Genomic DNA, 17,534 nt, shown 5'->3' with positions numbered 1-17,534 from the left:
CGAACAGGCTGCCGACAGGGATCATACTGGGTGGAGTCGGCTGCCCGGCGCGCGGCGCAATAGCGATCTCACTTGTAGGGGTCTGCGGCGTCCCGCAAGCCGTCGCCGAGGAAGTTGAACGCCATGATGACGAGAATGACGGGAAGCATCGGCAAAAGCAGCCATGGATAGAACGCGATCACGCTGACGCTGCGCGCCTCGGTGAGCAGGATGCCCCAGCTGGTTATTGGCGCCCTCAGGCCGAGCCCGAGGAAGCTCAGCGCGGTCTCGCCCAGGATCATGCCGGGTATGGAGATCGTCGCCGTCGCGATCAGATGCGACATGAAGCCGGGAATGAGGTGCCGCCCGATGATGCGGCTGCTCCTGGCGCCCATCAATTGCGCGGCCAGAACGTAGTCCTCCTCGCGCAAGGCCAGAAGCTTTGAGCGCACGGCCCGCGCCAGTCCGGTCCAGTCGAGTAGCCCGAGGATGACGGTGATGCCGAAATAGATCAGGATCGGACTCCAGGTTATCGGCATGATCGCCGCCAGAGCCAGCCATAGCGGAATGCTGGGAATCGATTGCAGAACTTCGATTATCCGTTGAACGATGAGGTCGAAGATACCGCCGTGGTAACCGGCCAGTCCGCCGATGACGATGCCGAGCAGGAAGCTGAAACTGATGCCGACGAGGCCGATCGTCAGTGAAATGCGTGCGCCATAGATGATGCGCGAGAGCACATCGCGCCCCAACCTGTCGGTGCCGGCCAGAAAGAGCTGGCCGTTTTCGGCAGGGCAGACAAAATGCCTGTCACCTTCGATCAGGCCCCAGAATCGGTAGCTGTCGCCCTTGCAGAAGAAACGGAGCCGCTGAACGTCATCCTTGTTCTCGATGTAGTTTCGCTTGAGCGTGTCCATGTCCAGCGTCATCTGGCGGCCATAGACGAACGGCCCGACGAACTGGCCGTCGTGGAACAGGTGCACCCGCTGCGGCGGCGAATAGATGTAGTCCATGTTGCGCGTGTGCAGATTGTAGGGCGCCAGGAACTCGCAGATCAGTATCCCGAAATAAAGCACCGCCAGGAACATGCCCGATACAAGGGCAAGCCGGTGCTTGCAGAATTTCCACCACATCAGCCGCAACTGCGACGCCTGGAAGACCTTCGACTGCTCCGGCGTCATCGCTTCGACCGACTGCAGGTCGAAGGGCGCGCTGGAAATGTAGTGTTGCAGTGGAGCACCCGGAGCGGGCAGCGGCGAATCCGTCTTCATTTGGTGCTACCGCCCTGCAAACGAATTCGTGGATCAAGCAGCGCCAGCGCCAGGTCGGAAATCAGGACACCGATGACCGTCAGGAAGGCGAGGAACATCAGGAACGACCCTGCCAGATACATGTCCTGGCTTTGCAGCGCCTTGATCAGCATCGGCCCGGTCGTTTCCAAAGACAGCACGATCGCCGTGATTTCGGCGCCTGAGATGATGGCCGGCAGGATAGAGCCGATGTCGGAAATGAAGAAATTGAGCGCCATGCGCAGCGGATATTTGACCAGGGCCTTGAAGGGATGAAGGCCTTTGGCGCGCGCGGTCACGACATATTGCTTGTGCAGCTCATCGAGCAGATTGGCGCGCAGCCGCCGGATCATGCTTGCCGTGCCGCCGGTGCCGATGATCAAGACCGGGATCCAGAGATGGGCAAGGATCGACTTCGCTTTGGCCCAGCTCATCGGCTCGGCGAGATATTGCTGGTCCATGAGATGGCCGATGGACGTGCCGAACCAGATGTTGGCGAAATACATCAGGATCAGCGCCAGCATGAAGTTCGGAATGGCAAGACCGAGAAGGCCTAAGAAAGTCAGGCCGTAGTCGCCCCAGCTGTATTGGCGCGTTGCGGAGTATATGCCGATCGGAAAGGCGATGAGCCATGTGAAGATGATCGTGACGAAGGAAACCAGCACGGTCAGCCACATCCGGTCCCCGACGACGTCGCGAACCGGCAGCTCATATTCGAAGGAATAGCCGAAATCGCCACGCAGCATCCCGCCGACCCAGTAGAAGTAGCGAATGATCGGCGGCTTGTCGAAACCATACTCCTTGCGCATCATCTCGATGCGATCGGAATCCACCCCTTCGCCCTGAGCCCGAAGCTCGGCGACATAGCTGTCGAAATAGTCGCCTGGGGGAAGTTCGATGATGGTGAACACCAGCGCCGATATGACCAGCAGCGTTGGAACCATCACAGTGATGCGCCAGACAATATATCGAAGCACGCTCAGGAGTCTCCAAGCCAGAATGTATCCGGCATGTAGACACCGAAATAGGCAGTCGGGTCGAAGCCGTAGAGTGCCTTGTCAGGCAGATTGCGCAGCCGCGAGGACGCCAGAACCGGCTGATGCGTTCCGTTCACCGTGCCGATCGAAAACACCTGATCGGTGTAGATCGACAGCATCGAATTCCAGATTTCGGCGCGCTCCGTGGCTTCGGTCGACGCGTTCCAGCGCTTGAGCAAGGCCATCAGCTCGACCACTTCGGGAAGATCGGGCGCCTCACCCATCTTGCCATGCGACAAGTAGTGAGCACCCCAGAGCGGCCATTGCAACTGGTCGTCGATGGTGGGGGCCAGCTGGCTCGGGTTCATGTCGGCGGTCGGCACGCCATTGTCGATGCCCGACCACATCGACATCATGATCTGGCCGCCAAGCGCGCGGCTGCGGAAGATGTCGCGCTGCGAAGTCCGGATGAACAGGGCGATGCCGATCTTGCGCCAGTGATCGGTGATGAGTTCGAGCGCGTCGGTTTCCAGCGTGCTTTCGCCGGCCGTTTCCACGATGATCTGCGCCGGGCGTCCATCGGCAAGTATCCGCAGGTCGTCATCGTCACGCGCCTGGAGCCCGACCTCGTCGAGCAGGGCATTGGCCTGGTCGGGATCATGGGCGACCCAGGCTTTCGCGAATTCCGGCCGGTAGAGCGGGCTCTCCGGCAGGACCGTATCGGCACTTTCCTGCGCCAATCCGTAGAACACAGCCATATTGATCTCGCGCCTGTCCACAGCGAGCGAAAGTGCGCGGCGCACGCGCACGTCACGCAAAAGGCCACGCCACACCTGGTCGGCACAATTCAGATTGGGCAGCAGCGCCAGCCGCGAACCCTGGGTGCGTTTCCACAGATGCATCTTCACCGGGTAGCGCTTCTCCGCATCCTTCAGGAAGGCGTAGTCGGCGAAGTCAATTCCCATGCCTTGCAGGTCGCTCTCGCCGGCACCGGTCTTGGCGGAAATGATCGCCGACGAGCTGACATTCATGATAATCCGGTCAACATAGGGCAGTTGCCGGCCATTCTCGTCTATTCGATGAAAGAACGGGTTGCGCTCGAAGACGAACTGCTCGGCCGGCGGCTTGGTCCGGTTCTGCCAGGGATCGAGCGTCGGCAGATCCGGGTTCTCCGGGCGATACTGCCGCGACATGCGGATATGCAGGAGCGTCCATTTCTTGGCCCGGTTCTCCTTCATCAGGCCGGCGAGCCGGAATGCATCCTGGTATTTCTTGTGGAACTGCTTGAGATAGGCGGCCGGCAGAACAAGCGATAGCGGCGAAGCAGCAGCGAGCTTGGGCAGGAAGTCGGGATTGGGCGCATCCCAGCTATAGCGGACCGTCAACGGATCGACGATCTCGAAACGTGGCGGCTTGCCGTCCGCCAGCAGGGCCGGGGCGAGCCCGCCTTGCGAAAGCTCATCGTTCAGCCAGACGTCTTCCCAGCAATAGCGAAAATCCTCCGGCGTCAGCAGGCTGCCGTCAGACCATTTATGCCCTTCCCGTATCTTGAAAGTGAAGACGCGATCATCCGCTACGTCGTAACTCTCGAGAATGTCGGGCTGCATGTTGAGCTTTTCGTCATAGCCGACCAGGCGAGAATACCCGTAGATCGTCATCATCCGGATATCTTTCTGGCTGCCGATGATCGTTCGCAGCGTGCCGCCATACTGGCCGGGCTGCCGGCCCATCGCAGCGAGATTCAACGCGCGCGGGCTCTTGGGCAGGCGCTCAGTGAGTGCCGGTAGCGCCTTGGCCTTCAGCTGCGGCTGAAGAAATTCCGGCTCCAGATCGTCGGCGCGCAACGTACCCGGCAGAAATGTCGAAGCCATGAGGCCAAGGACGGTGCGCCGGCTGATCAATGGCGTAGCTCGCTGACATCGGCCGAACGTCGGGCCAGCACGAGGTGGCCGCCGCCAAGATCGAGCGGCGACAGCATATCCTCGTCGCTCTCGTCGCGGAATTGCGGTCCCCATGCGCTGGTGTCGGAAGCGCCGCTGAGTTTCAGCGTCTTGAAATCCATCGGCCTGTCGAGATCGGGGAAAGGTACCGAGGCGACGAGTGAGCGCGTGTAGGGGTGGATCGGTTTCCTAAGCAGAATTTCGCGCGGCGCAAGCTCGACGATACGCCCGCCGCACATCACCGCGATGCGGTCTGCCATGTAGTCCACCACCGCCAAATTGTGGGATATGAACAGATAGGTCAGGCCCAGTTCCTTTTGCAGGTCCTTCAGAAGGTTCAGGATCTGCGCCTGGACAGAGACATCGAGCGCCGAAACCGGCTCGTCGCAGATCAGGAGTTCAGGCCCCAGCGCCAACGCACGCGCGATGCCGATACGCTGACGCTGCCCGCCGGAGAAACTGTGCGGATAACGCTTGATGAAGCGCGGATCGAGCCCGATAGCCTGCATCAGGCTCTTGACCGTGGCGAGTCGGGACGCGGCATTGCCACGTTGATGGATTTCCAGCGGCTCGCCCAAGATGTTCTCTACCGTCATGCGAGGTGAAAGCGACGAAACCGGATCCTGGAAGACCATCTGGATTTTCGCGCGCAGCATGCGCAGGGCTTCTCCCTCGGCTTCCAAGACGTCTATCGGTGCATCGCGGCCGTTGAAGATCACAGAGCCGCCGCTAGGGGTGACAGCCCGCATGAGGATCTTGCTGACGGTGGTTTTACCGCAGCCGCTTTCGCCGACCAGACCCAGGCACTCACCCCGCCTGATATCGAAGCTCACGCCGTCCACGGCGCGAACAGAGGTTTGATGACCCCCGCCGAACCATCCGGACTTGCGAGTGGTGAAGGTCTTTTTCAGATCTCTGACCGACAACAGGATGTCGTCCGGCCCCTTCGATGCCGGCGCCGTCTGCTTGCCGAGCAGGTTCTCGACATTCACCGGCACCTCGCGGAGCGCCTTTAGCCTTTCGCCAGGCTTCAGGTCGAAATGCGGAACGGCTGCCATCAGGCCCTTCAGGTAAGGGTGACCCGGCCGGCGGAATATCGCTTCGACAGGCCCCGCTTCCATGATCTCGCCATGGTAGATGACCACCACCTCGTCGGCGACATTGGCGACCACGCCGAGGTCGTGCGTGATTAGCAGCATCGCCATGTTCAGCTTGGTCTGAAGCCCGCGCAGCAATTGCAGGATTTGCGCCTGGATGGTGACGTCCAACGCCGTCGTCGGCTCGTCGGCGATCAGCAAAGCCGGCCGGCAGATAAGCGCCATGGCGATCATCGCGCGTTGACGCAATCCTCCCGAAAGTTCAAAGGGATACATGTCATAGGCGCGCTTGGGATTGGGAAAGCCGACAAGGCCGAGCATTTCCTCGGTCCGCGCCTTGCGCTCCGCCCGAGCCATGGGCGTATGAATCTGCAGGGATTCACTGACTTGGTTGCCGATCGTGTGCAGCGGCGACAGCGATGTCATCGGCTCCTGAAAGATCTTGCCGATGCGGCTGCCTCTCAACGCTCGGATTTCGGGCCCGTCACGCGGCATCTGCAGGATATCCTGCGTCGTGCCGGGCTTTTCAGGATCGGAAAACAGGATACGGCCGCGAACATGGGCTGTCTTCGGCAAAATGCCCATCACGGCCTGGCTGAGAACCGATTTTCCGGAACCGGACTCGCCCACAAGCGCAGTGACCTTGCCGGGCAGGACACGAAGATTTGCCCGTCTTACGGCATGCAACGGTCCCCCGATAATGGCAAAAGAGATGCCAACATCCTCGATCCGCAGCAGATCAACGCCCGAATTCATTTCTCACACCAGCCCACTCTGGCGGCCTGCCGGCCGGCAAACCCAGAAGCGAGACTAGCGCATTGCCGGCCTAGAGCAACTTGGATTCGAAACGAGTTCCCCGGCGGAACCGGCGACCGGACTGCATACCAAGGCGTTCGGATCAGATCGTGGCAGTTACTGGAGCTTCCTTCGGTCGCCCGCCGACAGCCGCGCGGCATCGCGATGAAGCAGCATGACCTGCTCGGCGTCCGATATGCGGTCGTGAATCGGCGCAGCGTCTTCATCGAGTGCGAGAGCACCCGACAGATCGGGTGAAAGCACCGTCAGCTTCTGTTTGATACCCGCCAGTTCCTCCATGCCGAGCGTCAGCCAGCTATTGGCGCCGCAATAGCCGGCGAAGTCCTTGCTGGCGAGAACGCTGTGCGGATATTTCTTGGTCAGGGTCTGGAGGCGCTGGACCTCGTTTACAGCCGAGCCGAAGACAGAGAATGTGAGCCGGTCTGTAAGCCCGACATTGCCGAACATCACATTGCCGACATGCAGGCCGATACCAAATTTTATGTCGCCCAACCCCTGCTCCTTTCTGCGCAGATTGAGGTCCATCATGCGCGCGGTGGCCTTGTGCGCTGCCGCAAGAGCAGCCTGGCAGGCGATCTCGGACTGCGACCGGTGCCTTTCGCAAGGGTAGACGGCAATGAAGCCATCCCCTATGAAACTCATGATCTGCCCGCCTTTGCGATTGAAAGGGGCGGCAACGGCGTCGAAAAATTGGTTCAGCGTATCGATATAGATTTCGCGGCCGGAGGTTTCGGCAAGTCTTGACGACCCGCGCATATCGCCCATGACCAGCGCGGCCCGGATTGTATCACCCTCGCCGCGCTTGATCTGGCCGTCGAGCACGCGCCTGCCGGCGTCGCCGCCGAGATAAGTGGTCATCATGTTGTCGGCGAGCTTGGTGAGTACCGCCATCTTGGTTGCGATAGCGAGATGGTTCTGGATGCGCAGCAGCGCCGAAATCATGCTGTCGCTGAAGCCTGCAGCACTGTCGGTGGACCAGGACCCTAGCATGCCCTGACTGGTGTTGCCGCTGAAGGGATGGACGAAAGCCATGTAATCGGTGACGCCCATAAGCCTGAGTTCATCGAAAACAGGAAACTCCGACGGCACCGACGCGTTCAACCGGCGCCGCAGATGGTCGAGCTTGTTGGTGAGCAGATGGTAGTATGGGCTGGTCAGGAATCTGTCAGACTGCACGCCGCCCTCATTGCGGAAGCCTTCCATTTCCATCCCCTGGCCGCGAAGCCAGGTGAAGCCAAGCGCGTCATAAAGCGGATGAAGCATCGAAAAGCTCAAATGCACCCGCTTCAGTGGCAGGCCGGCAGCAGCCAGCCGTTCACAAAAGCCCTTTACCAATGTTTCCAGGTCGTTGCCGGCCAGCGCCGATTGGGTCAGCCAATCGGCAACCTTATCCATGAGAATGGTGGAAATTTCTACTTGCGCTGTGCTCATGCTATCTCGAAACCCGTCGAAGACGAGCCATCTCCTTTGATCCGCCACACCCTCGAAGTCAATGAAGCCGGCTTCGGCGGCAAAAGCCGGCGAAGAATGTCCCGAATGACTGTCCTTGCAGGCAAGGAGCAGGCGTAACTGCATCTATCTCCTGGGGCACATATGTGGCGAGGCTGCCGGCGGAGTGCAATCACGATCCTGACATCGGGCAAAATTCACCGGCTCAGACGCCGTCAGGCCTTCACCACCGTCTCTCGGGCTAGCCCGAGGCGGCCAAAAACATTGCGTGTGTCGACGATCAGAAGAGCGTGATCAGCGATCGCCTGATAGTCGATCGCGTCGTGGTCGGTTGCAACGACGACAGCATCGAAATCCTTCAAGGCCGCCTCGGTCAATTCGACCGAGCAACGCCCCTTGATCGCCATATGCTCCCGTGTGGTCGGGATTTCGGTAACATGCGGATCGTGGAATTCCGCCTTGCCGCCCCATTCCTCGATGAGTTCAATGAGCCGCAATGAAGGGCTTTCGCGGATGTCGGGCACATTCTTCTTATAGGCGAGCCCGATGATGAGAATGCGCGAGCGGCTGAGCGCCTTGCCGCAGCGCCGGTCCAGCGCCTTCGCCAGTTCATCGACCACATGACGCGGCATGGCCGTGTTGATCTCTGCCGCCAGCTCGATGAAGCGGGTCGGCAGTTCGTATTCGCGCGCCTTCCACGTCAGGTAGAAGGGATCGATCGGAACGCAGTGCCCGCCAAGTCCAGGGCCAGGATAGAAAGGCATGTAGCCGAAGGGCTTGCTCTTTGCCGCCTCGATCACCTCCCAGATGTCGATGCCCATCGCCCCGAGCACGACCTTCAACTCGTTGACCAGGGCTATGTTGACCGAGCGGAAGATGTTTTCCGTCAGCTTGACCGCCTCGGCGGTCGCCGTGGTGGAAACCGGAACGACGGTCTTGACCACGCCTTGGTAGAAAGCCTGCACGAGCGTCGCCGCTTCAACGCTGTCGCCTGCCACGACCTTGGGGATCGTCGCGACTTCAAAACTGCGGTTGCCGGGATCCTCGCGTTCGGGCGAGTAGCCGAGGAAGAAGTCTATCTTCGACTGCAAGCCGGTTTCTTCCAACATGGGTTTGATCACGTCGTCGGTGGTGCCCGGATAGGTGGTCGATTCCAGCACGATCAGCTGGCCGCGACGCAGATGCTTCGCGATGGTGCCTGCCGTGTTCCTGACAAAGGAGAGGTCCGGCTCACGGTTTTTCGTCAGCGGTGTGGGAACGCAGATGATGATGACATCGCAGACGGCCAGTTCGGCAAAATCCGCAGTGGCGCGGAACCGTCCGCTCGCCACCTGGCCGGCAAGGGCTGTCGACGTCACCGCCTCAATGTAGGATTGGCCGTTGTTCAGGCTCTCGACCTTCTGGGCTTCGATATCGAAGCCGGAAACCGGGAAGCCGGCGCGTGCGATCGCAACCGCCAGCGGCAACCCGACATAGCCTAGTCCGATCACCCCGACTTGCGCGGCGCGCGCCGAAATCCGGTTCAGAAGACGGTCATATGTCGATCGTGAGGCGTCCAAAAATCTGCTTTCCCGTCAATTCGGACAGGCTGTCCGCTCCCATGGCCGAGGCATATTGCGGAAAATAGATTTCCGCAAGCCGTCGTCAGACCGGCACCTTCGCCTTCAGGCTTGCGGCAGCCATCGCATAGCCGCCGTCGGCGCCATCGATGAAATGAACGTGATCGGGCTGCAGCGGCGAGATGACGAGGCATGTCATCAAGGCCGATTTCTGGCGGTGCAGGCCATAGTTGCAGATGCCCGCTTCTTCCGCCTGTTTCAGCCGGCTCTCGATCCGTTGCAACACATCCGCGTCAACGTCGATGGTCATCTTCAAGCCGTCGTCGAACTTCCGGAAATCCGAATTGCTGGCCACCTCGCGTTTATAGACCTTCGGATCGAAACGGCCGATCGTCCAGCCAAATCTATCGGTGACGGCCGTAAGCGTCATCAGGAACATCACCCACAGCTTCGCCAGCCACCGCCGCCCTGGCGGCGCCGTGGCCCGCGCCTCGACATCGAGGCCGGCGGGCAGAAGACTGTAGGCCGGCCCGTCTACCGGCACCGGGTGGCCATCGCGTTCCTGCCTGCCGGCAAGGGCGATGATGTCGGAAGCCAGAAACTGAAAACCGCGCAAGTCTCGCGAAGCCCCTGGTATGGCTATGATCGAGACAATTTCGCCGTGCCGGGCTTCGATCGGGTTCCAGCGGCAGGAGAGGCCGGTCAGATCCGGCCGCGCGCCGGCCGGCGCAGGATCGATGCGGTAGCGCCCCGCTTTCATCTCGGCTTCCGCCCAACTGCCGCCACCGCCGGCGAACATGGCATAGAAGGCCGCTTCGGAGGCCTGGAACCTCGCCACGCGAACGTCGAGGCCTTGCGCTCTTATATCCTTTATCGGCACGATTGCCGCACGCAAGGTCAGGTCCAGTTCGTCCGCCACCCATCTCTGGACAGCCGCCAGCGCGTTACGGGCGATCTCCAGCGCCGAGCCGGGAAACGCCACGAGTGCGCCGTCGCCGCCGAAGACATAGGGAAGATCTTGCCGACCCAGCGCATTGAGCAGCGCCGAAATGACGCTGGCGCCGGCCATATTGACGGTTTTATAGCGCCCGGCCCCGATCGCCTTGGTCGAGCCGACAATGTCGGCGGTGGCCAGCGCCCAGCCATCGGGGAGAGGCCGATAGTTATCGATATCGGCAACGCTTTCGAACTTTGCGAAGACCGGCAAAGAAGCGACAAACGGGTCGGACGCGACGGCTGTTTCCATGAGCATCAGATAGCACATTCCAGCGCTTGAAGGTGAAGTCGATCATGCGTCGAAATTGACTTGCGCAAGCTTTGCGATGATAGGATCGCGCGATGCGAATTGCCTTCTACGCGCCGCTGAAGTCGCCCAATCATCCCGTTGTCTCCGGCGACCGCCAGATGGCACGGATGCTGGTCAAGGCGCTGCAGCATGGCGGGCATAGCGTCGAACTGGCATCGGAGTTGCGCTTCTATCTACGCCAGCCGGAGCTGGAAAGTTTCGATGCGCTCAAGATCGAGGCTCGGGACGAAGCCGCGCGGCTGACAAGGCTTTGGGACCGTGACGGCAAGCCCGATCTCTGGTTCTCCTATCATCCCTATTACAAGGCGCCCGACCTGATCGGGCCCGAGCTGGCGTCGGCCTTTGCTGTCCCCTATGTGACAGCGGAAGCCTCCTATTCCAGGCGGCGCAACGCCGGCTTGTGGGCCGATACGCAAGCGTTGGTGGTGCGAGCCATCGAACAGGCAGCGCTGAACATCTGTTTCACGCAAAGGGATCGTCAGGGACTGACAGACGCGATTCCCGACGCCGCTCTGGGTATGCTTTCGCCCTTTATCGACACATCGGTATTCCAGGAATTGCCGGCACAGGGTTGTCCGACGCGCCTCGTTACCGTCGCCATGATGCGCTCGGGCGACAAAGTCGAAAGCTATCGCATGCTGGCGCAAGCGCTCGGTCGGATCGGCCACCTGCCCTGGACCATGTCGGTCGTCGGCGACGGGCCTGCCCGTGACGAGGTCAAAGCGCAATTCGCCGGCTTGCCAGCCGACCGTATCGAATGGCTTGGTGCGATTGAGCCAGCCGCCGTGCCAGATGTCCTCTACGGTGGGGGAATTTACCTCTGGCCGGGTTACGGCGAGGCCTATGGCGTGGCCTATCTTGAAGCACAGGCTGCCGGCCTTCCGGTGGTGGCTCAGGACATCGCCGGCGTGCCGGAGGTCCTGCGGAATGGCCAGACCGGGTTTCTCACTCCGCCGGGCGATGTGGCGGCATTCGCTTCTGCCATTGAAAGGCTTCTGGCCCATAACGACGAAAGAACCATGATGGCCGCAGAAGCCAGGCGTTTCGTCCTCGAAGAGCGCTCCCTCGGTGGTGCAGCGGCGCGTCTGGCCGAACTTCTCAAGAAGATCCCGGTTCCATGACATCCGATCCGATCTGGCAGCCCTTGGTGAAAGAGCTGGCGCGCCGGCAAAGGGCGGGCCGCAAGGCAGAGTTCTGGCTGCGCGACGATGACGCCGTGGATCCGACGCCTGCGCTGGATCGGCTGCTCGACCTCACCGGTGAATTCGCGGTTCCGGTCACTCTGGCCGTCATTCCGGCCCTGACCGACGAGAAGCTTGTCGTCGCGCTTGACGAGGCGCCACATGCCACGGTCGCCATCCATGGCTGGGCGCACCGAAATCATGCGCCCGAGGACCAGAAGAAGCAGGAGCTCGGCGCGCATCGGCCACGCGAGGCGGTGCTCGATGATCTGGCTCGCGGGCTGTCGCACGTAATCGGCCTGCACGGCGCACGTGCCGTTCCGATGCTGGTGCCACCCTGGAACAGGATTGACGCCGGCTTGGTATCCGACCTTGGATCGATAGGATTTTCGGCATTGTCGGTCTTTGGGCCGCCGAAACCGGCTTCACTGGCGGTCATCAACAGCAATGTCGACATCATGGATTGGCACGGCACGCGCGGCTGCCGCGATCATGGCCTATTGGTTCAGGCTATCATCGCGCAATTGCAGCATGCAGTCGACGGCGGCGAACCGGTTGGCCTGCTCACCCACCATCTCGTACATGATGAATCGGCCTGGCTTTTCCTCGAACGGCTGTTCACAGTCACCGCACGGACTGAAGCCTGCGCATGGCTTCCGATCAGGACATTGATCGGGCGCAGCGCCGGTAGAGGAAAATAGCTCAGCGCTTTTTGTGCAATGAGACTGGAAATTTGAGCGCCTGGCCATCCCGCGCGGCAAAAGCGCCGGCAAACCTGTCTTTGGCCAGTTTCTCGATCTCGTCCAGTTCCTCGTCGGTGCGTGTCGGATCGTGGTGAAACAGCGCAAGCTCCCGCGCACCGGCCGCCTCACAGAGCTTGACGCCCTGTTGCCATGTCGAGTGTCCGTTACCGCGGCGGCGTTCCATTTCATCCTCGGTGTAGGCGCAATCGTAAATGACGAGGTCGGCATCTTTGATCAGGCCGAGCACCGCCTGATCGAGTTTGTCCGGCTCGTGCTCAGTGTCTGTGATCACCGCCACGACGCGGCCGCCCCATTCGACCCGGTAGCCCACGCAGCCGCCCGGATGGTTAAGACTGCCGGTTCGGACCACCACCCCTTCGCGCGGCCGAAGCACGTCTCCGGATACGAAATCGCGACAGTCGATGCTTGCCTTGCAGATATCGAGTTTCACCGGAAACCACGGCGGCTGCATGAACTCATCGACCATCTGCCGGGTCGTCATGCGTCCTGCAAGATGCCCGGACCAGAGCCTGACCTTGACGCTCCGGTCATAGATCGGCTTGAAAGCCGGCAGCCCGATGATGTGATCGTAATGGCAATGGGTGAAAAACAGGTCGAAATCGGTCACGCCCGACGCCCGAAGCGCCCAGCCGGCAGGCCGTAGGCCAGAGCCCGCGTCGAACAGAAGCGTATGCTTACCGCATCGCATCTCAATGCAGATTGTGTTGCCGCCATAGCGAGAGAATTCTGGCCCCGATACCGAAATGCTGCCGCGCACGCCCCAAAACCTGACCAGGAAAACGTCGTCGTCCATGCTACCCCTTCGCAGTCCAGTCGCCTATGGTAGCCAGTGCCATCACGACGGCGAGGATTAAGCGCACGTTACTCGTTACTTGGCGCTTCGTGCGTCGATCAGATCCGCGGTCGTATGGCTTAGGCGATCGGCAAGAACCCGCACCATCTCGATGGTCATTTCCGGGAACTCCTTCATAAGCCTCAGGAAATGATCCTTGCGGATTCTCAAGGCTTCCAGCGGACTTGCGGCTCTGACGGTGGCCGTGCGGGAGCTGTTGCACAATATGGCGATCTCGCCAACAATCGAATTTGGCACCAGTTCGGCAACTTTTATCGGTCCGCTGTCGGAATCGACCAGAACATCCGCCCTGCCTGAGAGGATGACATAGGCGGCGTCTGCCTCGTCGCCCTGTCGGAAAAGGATCTGGCCGGCGCTGTAGCTCACGCGATCGGATGTGAACGCAAGCAGCTTGAGCTTTGTCGGCTCTATGCCGGAGAACAAGGGAACGCGTTGCAGCATTCCAACCTCATCCTTGAGCAGCATTGTCGCAAACCTTCCCAAAATTCACGTCTGCTCTATGACAGCAGTTCCTTGAAGATACCGCTTCCCGCCAAAAGTGTCTCGTGTGTTCCGTCTTCCACCAATTGACCCGAGTCGAAGACGATAACGCGATCGAACATCATCGCCATTGCCGGATTCGTCACGACCCACACAATTGCCGGTGAATGGCCGTCGCGTCTGGCTTCCTCGAGCACGTTTCGCAGCACCTTATCCTGCATGCGCTGGTCGAGCGCCGACAGCGGCCGGTTGAGAATGAGAAAATCAGGACGCTTGAGCAGGGCCCGGGCAACATCGAGCTTCTGTCGCTGTCCACCGGTCAGCCGCCTGCCGCCGGCGCCGACGTTGAAGTCCAGGCCGACATCCAGAAGTTCGGCATAAAGCCCCAGTTCGTCAAGAATGTCATAGACGATGGAGCGTATGCGGTCCGGCGCGTCGGGATGGTTGTTGCCCACACGCCCGAACAGGACATTGTCCATGACGGTGGCCGCGGCAATGTATTTGGCAGGATCATACCGTTCGACCGCATTTTGCAGCTCGGGCGGCAGGTTTTCATAGAACCGGTTGCGTGCAGCGACGATCTTGCTCATCAGCTCGTCGCTCAGCAGGCCGAAGCGGTGCCGGGGCTCGATATAGGCAAAGCTCAAGGTGACGATCATGGCGCGGTCGGTCTCCGAAACCGCCTCGTGGGGACGGTTCTTGAGCCGTTGCAGCAAGGTTTCGTAGGCGGGAATCTCCTCGGCGCTCATGAAGGCGAGCTGCTGGAAGAACTGGTGATCGGGCGGCAGGTCGGCAAACAGCTCGATCGCCTGTTCGGCGATCTCCATGCCCATTTCGTAGAGGGTGCGGTCGAGGCCGGCTTGCTTTAGCACAGAAGCAAAATAGGGATTGGCCGCCAGAGCCCTGTCGGCAAGTTCGGGGCCGGCGGCAGCGCCGAAGAGCAGGTTTTGGCCGATCGTTGCTTCCTTGTTGTAGGCGCCCGGCTCGAAAGGAGCCACCAGTCCGCTCAGCCCTTCGTGTTCCAGCCGGGTTCGCAGCGCCGCACGCAGTTCGACGATCCGCCTGGCAAGCTCCGTGTGACGCGTGAGGTCGGCCGAAGAGCGCAAGCCAAGGTCCAGAATGTCGCGCGACAGAACAACCGCGTCGAGCACCCGGCGCACGGCTTCAAAGAGGTCGTGCGGGCCGGTAGCGCCGGCGGAAGCGTAGTTGATCCAGTCGCTGTGGATATCATGCTCCGGATTGCCCGACCGGCGCGCCTCGTCGACGTTCCAGCGGCGCTGGTCTGCCGCAGCACCGTCATAAGGCACCGATGTCAGCGGCGCATGCTTCAACCCGTAGAGCAGGTTATCGCGGAGGCTTGCCTGGAACAGGAAAACATCCGACGAGGCATAGGACATGCGCCGGCCGGTCACTGCTTCGGGGAGTTCAAGCAGGTCGTCGGCGCCCGAAGCGATCCTTCCGCTGTCCGGCCAGTTCAGCCGCGCGAAGGCTTCTGCAAGCGCCTCCGCTCCACCTGTCGCGGTACTGACCAGCGCCACCGTCTGACCCGGCTTGACCTGGAGGGAGATACGATTAAGGAGCATTGCACCGCCATCGTCTGCTATGGACAGATTGATCGCCGACAGCGGGTTGGTCATCGGAGCGGGATCGTCGATCGTCAATGCCCCGATTCTCGGCGCAATGAGATCCTCAACGGTAAACTGTTCAACGACCTGCTGATATTTGACCTGGACATCCTGCCGCGCCTGATCCCAGTCGATCAGTTCCTTCATCGGTCCGGGCAGGTCCTTGTAGGCGCCGATCACGGCCACGAGCTGGCCGACGTCCAGCCGCCCCTGGATGACTAGGTACCCGCCGATCATGTAGAACAGAAAGGGCGTGACCTGCGCGAGAAAATTGTTGAGGAACTTCACCATGAATTTCCATTGGTAAAGATCGAAGCGGATCTTGAAGATGAGCCCGAGCCGGGCAGCTATGTCGGCGCGCTCGTAGTTTGATGTATCGTGGATGTGAACCGCGCCGATGCCGTCGACGATTTCGCCAACCCGGCCCGAAAGCGCGCGCGCCGTCAACTGCCGCTCGCGTCCAAGCACGATCAGCCGCCGCCGCATTCGCGGGATGAGCACGATCTGGATCCCCACAATCACGGCCGCTATCATTCCGAGCCAGACGTTCTGGACCATGATGAACAGCATGGCCGTCAGCGCCTGGCCGCCGAGCAGTACCGGCTGCACGAAGGCATCGCCGATGAAGCCCCCCAGCGGCTCCACCTCGTCCTTCACCATGGTCGCCACTTCGGCGGATTTCACCCGCTTGAAGTAAACCGGCGGAAACCGCAGCACACGATCGACCAGATCGAAACGGATACGCCTCAGCATGCGTTCGCCGAGGCGGCCCTTGTAGGTGTTGATGTAGAGTTTGAACAGGCCGTTGATGACGACCAGCAAGAGGAACACAAGGCTCAGGGCAAACAACGTCGCCGTGCGGTCGAGCTGAAAACCGGAGAAGAACAGGACCTCTCCAATGAACGGCAGGTTATAGTGTAGCCTCATGAATGGCTGGGTCGCGCCCGGTTGCTCGAAGCCGCCACCTTGGATCGGGCCGTTGACGATCAGCTTCGGCAGGTCGAAGGACATGAAATACGGGATCATCGAAAGCACGACGATCATCAATATCCCGACCTGCTGCTTCTTGGTGTGCGTCCAGATATAGCGGGCTAGGCTGGGTTCCATATGCGGCTGTGGACCCTTCAGTTGGAAGGATGCAGGATGTAAAAGCACCTGCTGGCGAATGGCGTATCGGCAATTTCCTTGTCGCCGACGACAAGCTCGAAGCTGCAGTGCACGGAGATTGTCCTGCGCTCAAACGCTTCGCGGCTTCCGTAGGGTTTTGGCGAATAGCCAAGCACGAGACCGCAGCTGCGTGGCTGGTGCTGGCGGATGGACGCCGATGGTCCGGACAGATGCACGCGGCTCTCTCCGGCACCGGGCAATGGCGAAGCGGCTTGCAGCATAATCACGTCCGCGGATCAAACAGCCTTGCGGGGGGCAAGATTGCGTTGTGTCGCCCGAAATCCCACCATACAAGACGAATATGATGGATGTCACGCAACCACGCAATGCCGGCATGGACGGGCACGAGCAAACCCTGGACCTCACGCGGGGAATTGCTGCCTATGTCGACCGCCCTCTCGTGGCAGGGCTGGCGCGCGTCATCGCCAAGCATCCGCAGGCCGATATCGCCAACGCTTTTAACCACAAGCAGGTCGCCTGCAAGATGTGGGCGCTCGACAGGCTGTTCGAAAGCTGCGGCGGCCGGTTCGGGCGCATATGGGTCCTGGGTGGATGGTACGGCGTATTGCCGGCAATGCTTTTCAACGACGCCCGCTTCGACATCGCGGCGGTCGATAGCATCGACATCGATCCCGAAGTCGCGCCGGTCGCCCGGACCCTCAACCGGGAAGCCGGCGACCGGTTCCGGGCGCTGACGGCAGATATGTACGCACTCGACTATGCGGCCGGGCGGCCCGACCTGACGGTCAATACGAGCTGCGAACACATAGCCGATCTGCGCGCCTGGCTTGCTCTGCTTCCGCGGGGTACGAATGTGCTGCTGCAATCGAACGATTATTTCAGCGAGCCGACGCACATCAACTGCGTGGCCTCACTTGCAGCCTTCGAAACAATGGCGGCGCTACGGGAGGTGCGGTTCTCCGGCGAACTGCCGACAAAAAAATATACGCGCTTCATGCTGATCGGAACGGTTTGAAGCGCGTTACGCGAATCTCATCCAGACACGACGCGCGTTAGGATCCATCGTCTGTTTGATCATGAACTTTTTCGAA

Annotated in this window: 14 protein-coding genes; 3 read left to right on the top strand and 11 right to left on the bottom strand. The window is 60.6% G+C overall.

The genetic code is table 11. The features are described 5' to 3' along the window. Positions 1–68 precede the first annotated feature (68 nt). The 7 genes from ACFX5Q_RS24950 to ACFX5Q_RS24920 form a co-directional block, all read right to left on the bottom strand. Complete coding sequence (locus ACFX5Q_RS24950; protein WP_404282324.1) at positions 69–1,250, bottom strand: ABC transporter permease; 1,182 nt, start codon at positions 1,248–1,250, stop codon at positions 69–71. Further along, positions 1,247–2,245: an ABC transporter permease gene (locus ACFX5Q_RS24945; protein WP_404282322.1), complete on the bottom strand. Its 999-nt coding sequence runs from the start codon at positions 2,243–2,245 to the stop codon at positions 1,247–1,249. Before ACFX5Q_RS24945 ends, ACFX5Q_RS24950 begins: the two co-directional genes overlap by 4 nt. A 2-nt stretch (positions 2,246–2,247) precedes the next feature. Beyond that, positions 2,248–4,146 (bottom strand): ABC transporter substrate-binding protein, encoded by a 1,899-nt coding sequence (locus ACFX5Q_RS24940; RefSeq protein ID WP_404282320.1) that lies wholly within the window; start codon positions 4,144–4,146, stop codon positions 2,248–2,250. Further along, positions 4,143–6,038 (bottom strand): ABC transporter ATP-binding protein, encoded by a 1,896-nt coding sequence (locus ACFX5Q_RS24935; RefSeq protein ID WP_404282318.1) that lies wholly within the window; start codon positions 6,036–6,038, stop codon positions 4,143–4,145. The genes ACFX5Q_RS24940 and ACFX5Q_RS24935 overlap by 4 nt, the downstream gene beginning before the upstream one ends. Positions 6,039–6,194: 156 nt before the next feature. Further along, positions 6,195–7,529 (bottom strand): adenylate/guanylate cyclase domain-containing protein, encoded by a 1,335-nt coding sequence (locus tag ACFX5Q_RS24930; protein WP_404282354.1) that lies wholly within the window; start codon positions 7,527–7,529, stop codon positions 6,195–6,197. Positions 7,530–7,762: 233 nt separating this feature from the next. Continuing rightward, the gene (locus ACFX5Q_RS24925; protein WP_404282316.1) at positions 7,763–9,106 is read right to left on the bottom strand and encodes a nucleotide sugar dehydrogenase; all 1,344 of its coding nucleotides are present in this window, start codon (positions 9,104–9,106) and stop codon (positions 7,763–7,765) included. A gap of 85 nt (positions 9,107–9,191) precedes the next feature. Beyond that, complete coding sequence (locus ACFX5Q_RS24920; RefSeq protein ID WP_404282315.1) at positions 9,192–10,370, bottom strand: DUF3095 domain-containing protein; 1,179 nt, start codon at positions 10,368–10,370, stop codon at positions 9,192–9,194. A 74-nt stretch (positions 10,371–10,444) separates the two neighbouring features. Between ACFX5Q_RS24920 and ACFX5Q_RS24915 the strand changes: the two genes are divergently transcribed. After that, entirely contained in the window at positions 10,445–11,533 is a 1,089-nt protein-coding gene (locus tag ACFX5Q_RS24915; protein ID WP_404282313.1) for a glycosyltransferase family 4 protein, read from the top strand. Continuing rightward, on the top strand, positions 11,530–12,294 hold the full coding sequence (locus ACFX5Q_RS24910; RefSeq protein ID WP_404282311.1) for a polysaccharide deacetylase family protein: 765 nt from the start codon (positions 11,530–11,532) through the stop codon (positions 12,292–12,294). Before ACFX5Q_RS24915 ends, ACFX5Q_RS24910 begins: the two co-directional genes overlap by 4 nt. 1 nt (position 12,295) lies before the next feature. Here ACFX5Q_RS24910 and ACFX5Q_RS24905 read toward each other — a convergent pair whose 3' ends face one another. The 4 genes from ACFX5Q_RS24905 to ACFX5Q_RS24890 form a co-directional block, all read right to left on the bottom strand. Beyond that, positions 12,296–13,150: an MBL fold metallo-hydrolase gene (locus ACFX5Q_RS24905; RefSeq protein ID WP_404282309.1), complete on the bottom strand. Its 855-nt coding sequence runs from the start codon at positions 13,148–13,150 to the stop codon at positions 12,296–12,298. Between the two features lie 75 nt (positions 13,151–13,225). After that, on the bottom strand, positions 13,226–13,675 hold the full coding sequence (locus ACFX5Q_RS24900) for a cyclic nucleotide-binding domain-containing protein (protein WP_404282307.1): 450 nt from the start codon (positions 13,673–13,675) through the stop codon (positions 13,226–13,228). Between the two features lie 32 nt (positions 13,676–13,707). Continuing rightward, complete coding sequence (locus tag ACFX5Q_RS24895) at positions 13,708–16,422, bottom strand: ABC transporter transmembrane domain-containing protein (protein ID WP_404282305.1); 2,715 nt, start codon at positions 16,420–16,422, stop codon at positions 13,708–13,710. Between the two features lie 17 nt (positions 16,423–16,439). After that, positions 16,440–16,703, bottom strand: a complete 264-nt coding sequence (locus ACFX5Q_RS24890; protein ID WP_404282303.1) for a hypothetical protein — start codon at positions 16,701–16,703, stop codon at positions 16,440–16,442. An 80-nt stretch (positions 16,704–16,783) separates the two neighbouring features. On the opposite strand from ACFX5Q_RS24890, the gene ACFX5Q_RS24885 reads away from it, so the two are divergent. Beyond that, on the top strand, positions 16,784–17,458 hold the full coding sequence (locus ACFX5Q_RS24885) for a class I SAM-dependent methyltransferase (protein WP_404282302.1): 675 nt from the start codon (positions 16,784–16,786) through the stop codon (positions 17,456–17,458). Positions 17,459–17,534: the final 76 nt, after the last annotated feature.

This window comes from Mesorhizobium sp. IMUNJ 23033 (assembly GCF_044778005.1).
GTDB classification, from domain to species: Bacteria; Pseudomonadota; Alphaproteobacteria; order Rhizobiales; family Rhizobiaceae; genus Mesorhizobium; species Mesorhizobium amorphae_A.
This window is presented reverse-complemented; position numbering and strand designations above follow the sequence as displayed.